The following is a 13,489-nucleotide window of genomic DNA, read 5'->3' as shown; positions in this document are numbered from 1 at the left end:
ACTTCTCTCACTTCTCGTCGGGTACGGGGTGGGGGGTCGTGTCGTCGGCGGGGGCCTCGCGGTCCGCCTGTTCCGGCAGGGGAGCGGCCGGCAGGAGGAAGGACAACAGGGCGATCAGCCCCATGGCGGCGGCCGCGGCGAACACCGTCGTACCGCTGCCGAAACTCTCCAGGGCGAACCCGCCCGCGACGGTGCCGAGTGACGAGGCGCCCGTGGCGATCAGGCCCATGGCGGCTCCGACCCTGCCCTGCAGCCGGTCGGGGGTGACCATCACCTGGTAGATGCCGCCGGCGACGTTGGTGACGCTGCCGATCATGGCGGCCCCCAGGAAGATCAGGCCGAGCAGGATCGGATCGGCGGTCAGACCGACCAGCGGCATGAGCAGTGCCCAGCCGACGGCTCCGCCGATCAGCAGCCCGCGCAGGCTGATCCGGCGCATCCACCAGGAACCCGTCAGCGCGCCGAACAAGCCCCCCAGTCCGCTGACCGCGGTGATGACGCCGACGACGCCCGCCGAACCGCCGTCCTCCTTGATGATGACGATCAAGGCCAGCGAGAGGACCTGGAAGAGCAGGTTGGAGCCGCTGATCAACAGCATGCCGCTGCGGAGGAAACGTTGCCGCCAGGTCCAGCCCAGACCCTCGCGCAGCTCCGCGGTGATGTTGCCGGGCTGCTGGGTGCGCTCCTCCTGGAACTTCTTGCGGATCAACAGCAGGGAGACCAGCGAGACGGCGTGCGCGACCGTCGCGAGGAGGAACGGAGCCGAGCGGCTCAGCGCGTACAGGACGCTGCCGCCCGGCTGGCCGAGGAGCCCCGCCGCCTGGGTGCGCGCCTCGTTGGCGGACAGGGCCTTGGCCAGTTGTCCGGACGGGACGAGGTGACGTACCCCGGCCCGCTCGGCCAGCCGGTAGAAGATGGCCAGACTTCCCTGCACGAAAGTGGCGGCCATCAGCAGCCAGATCCACACATGCCCGGCGAGCACGGCCGCGGCGACCGCGCCGGTGGCGAGCAGCGCACCCAGGTCGCAGAAGATCATCAGTCGGCGACGGTCGAACCGGTCGACCAGCGCACCGGCGTGCATCTGCACCAGGAGGTTCGGAAGCAGGGCGGCGAAGCCCACCAGACCCGCCGAACTCGCCGACCCGGTGGTCCAGATGACCAGCAGCGGATACGCGATGCCGCTGACCCTGGCACCCAGGGCGGTGGCTGCCGCGCCGATCCAGAGCAGGACGAAGTCACGGTTGCCGCGCAGCGGTGACCCGTGCGACGAGTCCGGCTCCGGCTCGGCGGCTCTCGCGGTGGACGGTACGGTCGTCACGGCCTCGCCTCTCCACCGGTCGCGTCGGCGACGGCTCCGTGCCGGATCCACTCCAGGACCGCCATGGCGCTGTGCATCTTGTTCTCCGCCTGGTCGAAGGCGATGCTCGCGGGCCCGTCGAGTACCTCGGCGGTCACCTCCTCGCCCCGATGGGCGGGCAGGTCGTGCAGGAACAGAGCCTTCGGCGCGTGGTCCCACAGCGCCTGCGTGACCTGGAACGGCGCGAAGAGTTCACGCCAGTTCGGGTCGGGCTTGCTGGTGCCGGTCGTCTGCCAGCGGGTGGTGTAGACGGCGTCGAGGTCATCAGGCAGGCCGTCCATGTCATGGGCCTCGGAGATCCGGGACCCGTACCGCTCGGCCTGTTCCCGGGCGCGGTCAAGGATCGTCCGGTGCACGCCGTAGCCGGCCGGGGTACGCAGTTCGAGGCTGGTGCCCGGGAAGCGGGTGAGGGCGAGGGCGAGGGCCGCCGCCGAGTTGTTGCCCTCACCGACGTACAGCAGGTTCAGCCCCTCGATCCGGCCGAAGGCCAGTTGGAGCGTGGTCAGGTCGGTGAGTCCCTGGGTGGGGTGCTCGGCGGCGCTCATGGCGTTGACCACCGGCAGGCGTCCGCCGCCGGACAGACCGGCGAGCTCCTCGTCGGACCCGGCGGTGCGGGCGACGAGCACGTCGAGCATCCGGGACATGACCCGTCCGGTGTCCTCGACGGTCTCACCGGTGTTGACCTGGAGGTCGTCGGGCCCGTACGTGACGATCTGCGCGCCGAGGCGCAGCGCCCCGGCCGAGAAGGCGGTACGGGTGCGGGTGGACGTCTTCTTGAAGTAGATGCCGGCGACCCAGCCCGTGAGCGGACGCTCGTCCGCCCCGGCGCCGGAGGCGAAATGGGCGCCGCGGGTGACGATGGAGCGCAGGTCCTCGTCGGTGAGGTCGTCTATGGACAGCAGCCGGCGGGCGGATAGGGAGGTGGTCATGTGGTCCCGTCCTTCGCGGATGGTGGGGAGGGTGGGGAGGGTGGGAATGGCGCGGGGGTGCGGGGCCGGCCCGGGGGCGGCGGCCCACCCCGCACGGTCAGTCCTGGGCGTCGGGGTTGACCCGCCCCACCTCCCACAGCCGGGCCAGCTCGCCCTGCGCGGCCCAGCGGTCCTGCTCGCGCACGGCCGTCATCAGCCACTTCAGGACGGGTCTCGCGTGCTCGGCGTTGGCCAGCATCACCAGTCCGGTGCCGGACTCCATCTGGTTCAGCGCCATGGCCCGGTAGCCCGCGGTCTGGCCGGTGTGGCCGTAGTCGAGTCCGCCGCCGGAACCGTCGACGAACACGCCCATCCCGTAGAAGTGGCAGGGCTCGACGATGGTGAGCATCCGCTCGGTCAGCTCGCGGGTGAGCACCGGCGAGGGCAGTCCGCGGTAGGCCCGCCCGATCTCCACGGTGACCTTGGCCAGGTCGGCCGCGGTGGTCCACAGCCCGGCCGCGGCCGACTCGGGGTGGGCCTGCCAGCCGCCCGGGTGCGGGACGCCGGGAGCGTCGTGCCCGTACGCCACGGGGTGGCCGAGGCCGCGCGGATCCGCGGTGACGTAGTGGCTGTCCGTCATACCGAGCGGCTCCAGCACCAGTTCCCGCATGAGATCCGCGAACGGGGTGCCGGTGACGTCCTCCATGAGCTGCTGGAGGACGGTGTAGCTGATGTTGTTCTTCAGGAACACCCTGCCGGGGACGCCGTCCAGCTGGCCGGCCGGGGTCTTGGCGGGGGCACGGCCGAGCAGCACGTCCAGGGCGGTCGGCAGCGGCTCGTCGGGCGCGTAGTAGTGGTCGTCCGGGTTGTCCGCGAGGTTGTTGACCGCGCTGGTGAAGCGCAGCAGTCGCTCGGCGGTGACCGGGTCGGCCGGATCGGTGTCCGGGATCCGCCAGGAGGTCAGATACCGGTTGACGTCCTCGTCGAGGTCGATCACCCCGTCCTTGGCCAGCCGCAGCACGCCGAGTGCGGTGACGTGCTTGCTGATCGACCCGGCCGGGAAGAGCGTGTCCGGGGTGACCCGTTCCGCCCCGCCTTCGCGGGTGACGCCATAGGCCCCTGTCTGGGCGATCTCGCCTCCGCGGATCACGGCGATGCTGACACCGGGCACCTGATACTGGGCCATCGCCGCTTCCGGCGACGGCAGTTCGGCCGGCCGCTCGGCGACCACCCGCACTCCGAGCGCGTCCTGGTGGGCCTGCACGAGGCGCAGCGCCTCGGCGAGCGCGTCCGCGTCGGCCTCCGGGCCGGGTGCGGCGGCCGGCGGGTCGACCGCCGCCGCGAGTTCGGCCAGGGTCTCGTTCTCGTAGAGCGTGCTCAGAGACAGGACGAGGCCCGCCCTGCGCGCCGCGGAGATCACCGGAAGCACCCGGATGGAATCGCCGCCGAGTCCGAAGAAGCTGTCGTCCAGGCCGATCCGCTCGACGCCGAGCACCGTCGACCAGACATCGGCGAGCAGGCACTCGGTCCCGGTGCGCGGCGCCCGGTAGGGAACACCGGAGCCCGGTTCGGACCGGTCCGGCGCGGGCAGCGCCCGGCGGTCGACCTTTCCGGAGACCGCGAGGGGCAGTGCGTCCAGGGGGACGAACACCTGCGGGACCATGTAGGCGGGCAGCCTGGTGCGCAGGTGCTCGACGAGTTCGGCCCGGGTCGGCGCGTGCCCCTGTTCGGGCACCACATAGCCGACCAGCCGCCGGTCGCCGTCCGTGTCCTGACGGGCGAGCACCACGGCCTCCTTGACACCGGGCGCGAGCAGCAGCACCGACTCGATCTCGCCGAGTTCGACCCGGTAGCCGCGGATCTTGACCTGGTCGTCGCGGCGGCCCAGGAAGTCCAGGGTGCCGTCCGCACGGAACCTGGCCAGGTCGCCCGTCCGGTACAGGCGGCTGCCCGGAGCGTCGGTGAACGGGTGCGGCACGAACTTCTCCGCTGTCAGGGCGGGACGCCCGTGATAGCCGCGGGCGACTCCGGCACCACCGAGGTAGAGCTCACCGACCGTGCCGACGGGTACCGCCTGGAGGTCGGTGTCCAGCACGAACACCTGGGTGTTGGTGATGGGCCGGCCGATCGGCACCGGCTGGGTGAGATCCACGGTCTCGGTCGCGTCGTGGACGACACAGCCGACAACGGTCTCCGTGGGGCCGTACTCGTTGACGATCCGGGCGTTCGGCGCCACCCGCCGCCAGGCGGCGACGGACTCCGCCTTCATCTCCTCACCGCCCACCACATAGGTGCGCACGGAGTCGATGCCGCCCGGCTCGCCGATCTCGGTGGTGACCAGGTCGAGGTGGGCCGGGGTGATCTTCACGATACTGAAGTCCCCCTCGCCACGGAGCAGTTCGGGAAGTGCCTCCTGTCCCCGGTCACCGGGAACGACCATCACGTCGCGGCCCGAGATCAAGGGCAGCAGGAAGCTGGGCACTGCCAGGTCGAACGCGATCGACCCGAACATCGGGGCCCCGTGCTCACCGTCCATGCCGTAGTACCCGAGCGCCCAGTCGAGGTAGTTGGCCAGGCCGTGGTGGGTGACCAGGACACCCTTGGGCAGGCCCGTCGAGCCCGAGGTGTAGATGGTGTACGCCAGGTCGTCGCCGTCGACCTCCACCCGCGGGTCGCCGGCGGGGCGGGACGCGATCACCGCCGCGTCCCGGTCCGTGCACACCACCCGGGCATCGGTGTCGGGCATCCCGGCCAGCCACCGTTCCCGGGTGATCAGGACGGGGGCGCCGCTGTCGCCGAGCTGGTGGGCGAGGCGCTCGCGCGGAGACTCCGGATCGAGCGGCAGATAGGCCGCTCCGGCCTTGAGCACACCGAGCACCGCGACCAGTTGGTCGATGCCCCGCTCGGTGAGGACACCGACGAAGTCGCCCCGGCGCACGCCCAGTTCGAGCAGGTGACGGGCCATCCGGTTGACGGCCGCGTCGAGTTCGCCGTACGTCGTACGGTCCTCGCCGACGACCACGGCGACCATGTCGGGAGCGGCCGCGGCACGCTCGGCGAAGCGATGGTGAACGGGACGGCTGTCGAAGCCGGTGTCCGCTGTGCCGGCCCACTCTTCGAGCAGCCGTTCCCGCTCACCCTCCGGCAGGTACACGGCCCGTGCGTCACCGTCGAGGTCGTCGACGATCGCGTCCAGGACCGCCCGGTACATGGCGCCGAGACGTTCGGCCTCGGCACGGGTCATGACCAGGGTGTTGGTCAGCAGCCCGAGTTCGCCGGCCAGCGTGGTGACGGCGAGGTCGAACTCGGTACCTCCTTCACGGACGCTGCTGCTCATGTCCATGAGGTCGGTGTCGACCTGCCGGAAGTCCAGGTAGTTGAAGAACACGTCGATGATGCGCCGGCTGCCGGCCTCGCGCTGCACCTCGGGAAGCGGGAAGCGGCGGTTCGGCCACAGCTCCGTCTCGGTGGCGAACACCTGCTGGACCAGCTCCCGCCAGGTGCGGGCGCCGCGCCGGAAGGGGATCGGCAGCGTGGTGAGGTACATGCCGATGACCTGCTCCGCGCCCGGCGCCTCGGGACGGGCGTCGCACACCAGGCCGCTGTGGAAGGCGTCCTCCTCGGTGAGCTGGCTCATCACCTTCAGATGGGCGGCGAGCAACACGCTCTTGAGGGGGACGTCGGCCGCCCTGGCCGCCGCGCGGATCCGGTCCTGGATGTCGTGCAGGGACACCTCCACCGAGAAGGTCCGGGGTCCGGTGCCGTCTTCCGGCTCCTCGCCCCAGGCCGTGGGCAGGGTGAACCTGGCGTGGTCGTCGACCACGCCCTTCCAGTAGGCACGCTCGTCGGCCGAGGCCAGCGACTCCTGCTCGCCGGCGATGAAGTCGGCGAAGCGGACCTGGGGCCGCTCGGGATCCACGGGCCGGCCGCCCTCGCGGAGCTCACCGTAGACGGTGAGCACCTCCATCCAGATGTTGTAGTGGCTCCAGCCCTCGATGATGGTGTGGTTGAGGCTGATGAACAGACGCCAGCCGTGGTCGCCGGCCGCCGCGGCGAGCCGCAGCAGCGTCGGCCGGGTCACGTCGAAGGCGTTCTCCTGCTCGGCCGTGCTGATCTCCGCCACTCGGGCGGCCACCTGGTCCTCGTCGAGCCCGGTCAGGTCGTGGATGGCCACCGGCATCTCGGCGTGCGCGTACACCAGCTGCATCGGCACGGAGTACGTGTCGAGGTCGAGCCCGGTGCGCAGTGCCTCGTGCCGGGCGGTGACGATCTGCGCTGCCTCGTGGAGGGCGTCGCGGTCGAACGCGCGTCCGTCCTTGATGTCGAACGACGTGGTGTGGTGGTACGTGCCGGTGCCCGTGGCGCTCAGCTGCTCGACCAGCATGCCGGTCTGGAGCTGCGAGAGCGGGTAGGCGTCGGTGACCGTGTCCGGGAGCAGCGCCCGGTCCTCGGCGGAGATCAGTGCGAACGGCTCGACGTACCGCAGTTCGTCCGCCGTACGCCCGTCACCGGCCGTGGCCAGTCGCGCGATCGTACGGTGCTCGAAGACGTCGCCGACCGTCAGCCGGAAGCCGGCGGTCCTGAGCGCGCCGACCAGGGTGACAGCGCGGATCGAGTCGCCGCCGAGGTTGAAGAAGCTCTCCTCGACACCGACCCGGGCCAGGCCGAGCACCTCCTGCCATACCTCCGCCATGCGCCGCTCGGCGTCGTCGCGAGGCGCCGTGATCTCCTCGGCCGCCGCCAGCGCGGCGCCGTCCGGCGCGGGCAGCGCACGGACGTCGAGCTTCCCGTGGGCGGTGAGCGGCAGCCGTTCGAGGGTCACGAAGGCGGCCGGGATCATGTAGTCCGGCAGCCGGGTCAGCAGGTGCTCCCGCAGTTCGACCGGCGAGGGTGCCGCGTCCGGCGCGGCGGTCGTGTAGGCGACCAGCCGCTTGTCGCCGGGCGTGTCCTCACGGAGGACCACGGCCACGGCGGTGACCGCGCAGTGGCCGCGGAGCGCCGTCTCGATCTCGCCGAGCTCGATGCGATGCCCGCGCAGCTTCACCTGGTGGTCGGCGCGGCCGAGGAAGTCGAGCGTGCCGTCCGGCAGCCAGCGCACCAGGTCGCCCGTACGGTACATCCGCTCACCGGGGGCGCCGAAGGGATTGGGCACGAACCTGTCGGCGGTGAGCCCGCCACGGCCGTGGTAGCCGCGGGCCATTCCGGCACCGCCGACGCACAGTTCGCCGGGCACGCCTCGCGGCACGAGGCGCAACTGGCTGTCGACGACGTACACGGTGGAGCCGTGGACGGGGCGGCCGATCGGCACCGAGGTCGCCCGGTCGTCCATCGCGCCCACCACCGCGACCGCCGAGAACGTGGTGTTCTCCGTGGGGCCGTACATGTTGACAAGCCGCGCGGGAGCGCCGGTGCGCAGCAGTTCTCGTACGGTGGCGGCGTCACCCGCCTCGCCACCGAAGCCGACCGTGCGCAGCGTGCCGAGCGTTTCGGGCATCGCCCGCGCCACATGGTTGAACAGCGATGTCGTCAGGAACAGGGTCGTGATGCCGCGTTGCCGCAGGGCGGCCGCGAGGGCCTCGGTCTCCAGGACGGTGTCCCGGTCCAGGATCTCCAGTCGGGCACCGTTGAGCAGGGCGCTCCAGATCTCGGCGGTGGCCGCGTCGAACGACACACTGGAGGCGTGTGCCACCACGTCGTCCGGGCCCACTTCGAGGTTGGCGTCCTCGGTGACGGTACGGACGACACCCCGGTGCGTGACCATCGTGCCCTTGGGGATGCCGGTGGAACCGGAGGTGTACATCACGTAGGCCAGCTGGTCCGGGTGGACCGGCGGGAACCGGTGCGGCTCCGCTCCGGGCCGGTCGTCGAGCCGCGCCGGTACGACGGGACCGGTCCAGCTGTCGGGTGCGACGTCCGGGCGGCCGTCGGTGACCAGGACCACCGCGCCGGAGTCACGCAACATGAACTCCTTGCGCTCGGCCGGGTAGGCGGGGTCCACCGGCAGGTAGGCGGCGCCCGTCTTGAGGACCCCGAGCAGCGCCACCGGCAGCAGCGCGGAGCGCTCCATGCTGACCGCGACGACGGTCTCGGGGCCCGCGCCCGCCTCCCGCAGCCGCGCGGCGAGGCCGTCGGTGCAGGCGTCCAGACCGGCATAGCTGACCTCGGTGTCGCCGTACGAGACGGCGGTGCTGTCGGGACGGCGCCCGGCCTGCCCGGCGAACAGGTCGACGACGGTCCCGGTGTCACGGCCGGCGGCACCGGTGCCCCAGCGGAGCAGCAGGTCCTCCTCACCCGGGGACAGCGGGGCCAGGGCTCCGCCCTCCGCGTCGGCGGCCATCGACACGACCACCGCGCGGTACATCGCCGCGATCCGCTCGGCCTCGGCCCGGCTGAGTACTCCCGTGTGCGTGGTCAGGCTCAGCCGGCCACCGGTGGTGGTGACGATCAGCGCGAACTCGGTGGCGGCGGCGCCGTCACTGGCGCCGGTGTCGATCTCGCCGCTGTCGATCCGCTGGTAGTCCTGGTAGTTGAAGGTGACGTCCACCAGACGGCCGCCGCCCACGTCCCGCTGCATGGCGGGCAGCGGATAGCGGCGGTGCGCCCAGTCGGCCGCCTCGCGCCGGTACACCTGCTCGACCAGCTCCCGCCAGGTGCGGGCGCCCCGGTCGAAGGCGAACGGCACCGTGTTGAGGTGCATGCCGAGCACACGCTCGGCGCCCGCGGCCTCGGGCCGGGCGTCGGTGGCGAGGCCGGCGCTGAACCGCTCCTGCCCGGTGAGCCGGGCGAGCACGGACAGGTGCGCGGCGTGCAGGACCGCCTTCATGGACGCCCGCGCCCTCCCGGCCAGCTCACGCAGGCCGGGCTCGACGTCGGCGAACGGCACCCGCACCGTGAACGACTCCGGCTCGGCCGCGGCGTCACCCAGTCCGGCGGGCAGTTCGAACGGCTCGTGGTCGGCGGTCACCGCCAGCCAGTGCGCACGGTCCTCGTCACTCGCCAGTGCCTCCAGCTCACCGGCCACGAAGTCGGCGTAGCGCACGCCGGGCGGGGTCCACGGTCCCGGTCCGCCCGCCTCACGGAAGGACCGGTACAACTCGAGCAGCTCCGCCACCATCGAGTGGTGACTCCAGCCCTCGGTGATGGCGTGGCTCTGGGTGAGCCCCAGCCACCAGGCGCCGTCCTCCTCCAGCAGTGCGGTCACGCGCAGCAGCGAACGGGCGTCCGCCGGGAAGGGCTTGTTCCGCTCCCCGGCGACGAAGTCCCGGACGGCCGCGGCGCGCGCCGTCCCGTCGAGCCCGCGCAGATCACCCTCCGCGACCGGCAGGTCGGCGTCGCGGTGGACGAACTGCAGCGGCACCGAGTGGCCCGTCAGCGCGAACGAGGTGCGCAACACCTCGTGCCGGGAGGCCAGTTCGACCACGGCGGCGCGCAGCGCGGCGAGGTCGAGCGGATGCTCGTCGAGTATCCGGAACGCGCTGACGTTGACGTACTTCAGCGCCTCGGCGTCGGCGAGCTGTTCCACCAGGATGCCCAGCTGGCCCTGGGAGACGGGGTACGCGTCCGCCAGTCCGGCGGGCAGGGAGTCCCGGTCGGCCTCGGGAACCAGCGCGAACGGCCGCACCGCCTCGAAGGGCACGCTGTCGCGACCTGCCGGGTCCAGGGCCGCCAGCCCGGCGATCGTACGGGCGTCGAAGACATCGCGCACGGTCAGGGGGAAGCCGGCCGCACGCAGCGCGCCCACCAGGGTGACGGCGCGGATCGAGTCACCCCCCACCTCGAAGAAGTTGTCCTCGACACCGGCCAGTTCCAGGCCCAGCACCTCGGACCACACCGCGGCGATACGGTGCTCGGCCTCGGTGCGGGGCGCGAGGTACGCCTGGTTCGTGACCGACGCCCAGTCGGGGGCGGGCAGCGCCTTGCGGTCGACCTTGGTGTTCGAGATCAGCGGTATCTGCTCGAGCGCCGTGAAGGCGGCCGGGACCATGTACTCCGGCAGCCGGGTCCTGCAGTACTCGGCGAGTTCGGCGGGCGAGGGAAGGGGGCCGTCGGCGGCCACCGCGTACGCGGCGATCCTCGGGTCGCCGGGGGCGGTGGAGTCGGTGACCACCACGGCCTGACGGATCGCCGGATGCGCGGTCAGCACGGCCTGGATCTCGCCCAGTTCGACCCGGTGGCCCCGGATCTTGACCTGGTCGTCGACCCGTCCGAGGAACTCGATGCCGCCGTCGGCCAGCAGCCTGGCCATGTCGCCGGTGCGGTAGAGGCGGCCCCCGGGCTCGCCGAACGGATCCGGCACAAAGCGCTCGGCGGTCAGTGCGGGGCGGTTGACGTAGCCACGGCTGACCTGCGGACCGCCGATGTACAACTCGCCGGGCACGCCGGCGGGCACGAGGTGGCCCTCCCGGTCGAGCACGTACACATGGGAGCCCCGCAGCGGGCGCCCGAGCGGGATGGCGGCGGCGTCCAGGTCGGCCCCGGTGATCCGGTGGTGGGTGACCTGCACCGTCGTCTCGGTCGGGCCGTACAGCTCCACGAGTTGCGGCTCGTCCAGCCCGAAACGCCGCGTCCAGGGGGCGAGCGCCGCACCGGTGTGCTTCTCACCGCCGAAGAACATGGCCCTCAGCGGGAGCCGCGTGAGCCGCTCGTCGCCCCGTTCGGCGGCGGACGCGAGGCCGCGGAAGGCTGAGGGGCTGTTCAGCAGTACGGTGAACCGCTCCTTCACCGCCAGGTCGAGCAGGGCGTCCGGGTCACGTGCGGTATCGGCGTCGACCACGACGATCCGGCTGCCGTGCAGCAGCGCCGCCCACAGTTCGAAGACCGAGACGTCGAAGGCGAAGCTGTGCACGAGCGGCCACACGTGCCGCTCGTCGAGGGGGAACCGCTCGGCGGTGGCGCGCATCAGCTGCACTGCGTTGGCGTGGGTGACACCGATGCCCTTCGGCGTACCGGTGGAACCCGACGTGTAGATCACATACGCCAGCTGCACCGGGTCGGTGACCTGGTCCGGCTCCGTGTCCGGGAGCTCGTCGAGCAGCTTCGCGTCCGTGCCGTCGACGACTATCAGCGCGCCCGGGTGGGCGGCCTCGGCGACAGAGGCGTACGCGGTCTCGGTGACGACCACCTTGGGCCCGAGGTCCTCGACCATCGCGGCGAGGCGGGCGGCGGGCTGCGTCGGGTCCAGCGGCAGATAGGCGGCGCCCGCCTTCAGCACACCCAGCAGCGACGGCACGAGCCCGGCGCCGCGTCCCAGGCACAGGCCGACCACGGACTCGGCTCCGACACCGAGTTCACGCAGCCGGTGCGCGATGCGGTTGGCGCGGGCGTCGAGCTGTGCGTAGCTGAGGGTCGTGCCGTCGGCGGTCACCGCCCCGGCGTCGGGGCAGAGCGCGGCCTGCGCCGCGAAGAGGCCGTGCAGGGTGTCGGCGGCCTGCCCCACAGGACGGGCCGGTGCCACGAGGCCGGCCGACTCCAGCAGGTCCTCGTCGGCCTGCTCCACGGCGGTGGCCGCGGGGAGGACGAGCTGCCGGTCGGCCCGTGAGAGGAACGTGCCCCGGGCGTCGCCCTCGGGATCGGCCGCCATGGCCTCCAGCACCAGGCGGTACATCTCGGCGAGCCGGGCAACCTCCGCCCGGCCGAGATGGCGGGTGTCCGTGCGCAGTCCGACGTAGCCGCCGCGAGCGACCACGGCCAGCGGGAACTCGGTCGAGCCGATGCCGACGCTGGCGTCCTCGTCGACCACCGCGGTGTCCACCTGGTGGAAGTCGAGATAGTTGAAGACCGTGGACAACAGCCGGTTACCGCCCACCGCGCGCTGGATCGCGGGCAGCGGGTGGCGCCGGTGCGCCCACAGCTCGCTCTCCTGGCGGAATACCTGGGCCACCAGCTCGCGCCAGGTGACCGCCGTGCGGTCGTACGGGAACGGCACGGTGTTCAGGTGCATGCCCACGACCCGGTCGGCACCCGGGAGTTCCGGGCGTGCGTCGAAGGCCAGCCCGGTGAAGAAGGACTCCTCCTCCGTGAGCTGGGCGGCGACCTTGAGGTGCGCGGCGAGGATGACGCTCTTGAGTGACGCCCCCGCGGCCGTGGCCAGCTCCCGCAGCCTCGGCTCCAGATCGTGCACCGGCACGTGCGCCTGGTGCCTCTCGTACGTTTCGGCGTCCGCGCCACGCGGGTCGCCCCAGGCGGCCGGCAGTTCGAATCCGGCATGGTCGGTGACGACAGCACGCCAGTAGCTCTGGTCGCCCTCGTCGTCCAGGGAGGCGAGCTCGCCGGCGATGAAGTCCGCGTACCGGCTCGGCGTGGGGCGGGCCGACTCGAACTCGCCGTGATCCACCAGCTGCCCGTACAGGGAGACGAGCTCGGTCATGACCGAGTGGTAGCTCCAGCCCTCCAGGATCGGGTGGGCGTGGGTGAGCACCAGCCACCAGGACTCGTCGTCCTCAAGGACGGCGCGGGCCCGCAACAGCGGCGGCCGGCCGAGGTCGAAACCAGTGGCGCTCTCCTCCTCGTTCACCGTGCGCAACGCTGCCGTGAACGCGTCCCCGGAGAGGCCTGTCAGGTCGGTGACCGGGACGGAGTGCGTGATGTCGGCGTGGATGAGTTGGAGGGGTTGGGAGTAGGTGGTGAGGTCGAAGCCGGTGCGTAGGACTTCGTGTCGGGTGAGGAGTTCGTCGGTGGCTTGCTGGAGTGCGGTGGCGTCGAAGGGGCGGTTGTCGCGGATGCGGAAGGCGTCGACGTTGTGGTAGGCGGCTCGTTCTTCGCCGAGTGACATTTCGACGAGCATGCCGAGCTGGACCTGGGAGATGGGGTAGGCGTCCACGATGCCGGTGGGCAGTTGGTGGCGGTCGGTGTCGTTGATCAGGTCGAAGGGCTGGACGAAGTGGTCTGTTTCGACGGGGTCGTTTCGTCCGTCGAGGTGGTGGGCGAGTTCGGCAATGGTGCGGTGCTCGAAGACGTCCTGGACGGTGACCTGGAAGCCTGCTGAGCGGATGGCGCCGACGAGGACGATGGCGCGGATGGAGTCGCCGCCGAGGTCGAAGAAGCTGTCTTCGACGCTGACTTTCTCGAGGCCGAGTGCTGTTGCCCAGGCTTGGGCGATCCGTGTCTCGGCTTCGGTGCGTGGGGCTATGTATGGCCTCTCATCGCTTCTGTCGGGTGCGGGGAGGGCTTTGCGGTCGAGTTTGCCTGCGGTGTTGAGGGGCCAGGTGTCGAGTTCGACGAAGGC

Annotated in this window: 3 protein-coding genes; all 3 read right to left on the bottom strand. The window is 71.6% G+C overall.

Going from position 1 to position 13,489, the window contains the following annotated elements:
* Nucleotides 1-7: 7 nt before the first annotated feature.
* On the bottom strand, nt 8-1,318 hold the full coding sequence (locus ACWCRJ_RS41465; RefSeq protein ID WP_450944155.1) for an MFS transporter: 1,311 nt from the start codon (nt 1,316-1,318) through the stop codon (nt 8-10).
* Nucleotides 1,315-2,286: an ornithine carbamoyltransferase gene (locus tag ACWCRJ_RS41460; protein ID WP_450944154.1), complete on the bottom strand. Its 972-nt coding sequence runs from the start codon at nt 2,284-2,286 to the stop codon at nt 1,315-1,317. The genes ACWCRJ_RS41465 and ACWCRJ_RS41460 overlap by 4 nt, the downstream gene beginning before the upstream one ends.
* A gap of 97 nt (nt 2,287-2,383) precedes the next feature.
* A partial coding sequence (locus ACWCRJ_RS41455; RefSeq protein WP_450944153.1) for an amino acid adenylation domain-containing protein occupies nt 2,384-13,489 on the bottom strand: 11,106 nt, incomplete at its 5' end.

It is taken from the genome of Streptomyces sp. NPDC002324 (assembly GCF_053593335.1).
The sequence above is the reverse complement of the archived record's forward strand: the minus strand, read 5'-3'. Positions and strand labels throughout refer to the sequence as shown.

Excerpts from the sequence above, each read along its gene's own strand:
- ACWCRJ_RS41460 (WP_450944154.1), bottom strand. The coding sequence starts at position 2,286 with ATGACCACCTCCCTATCCGCCCGCCGGCTGCTGTCCATAGACGACCTC.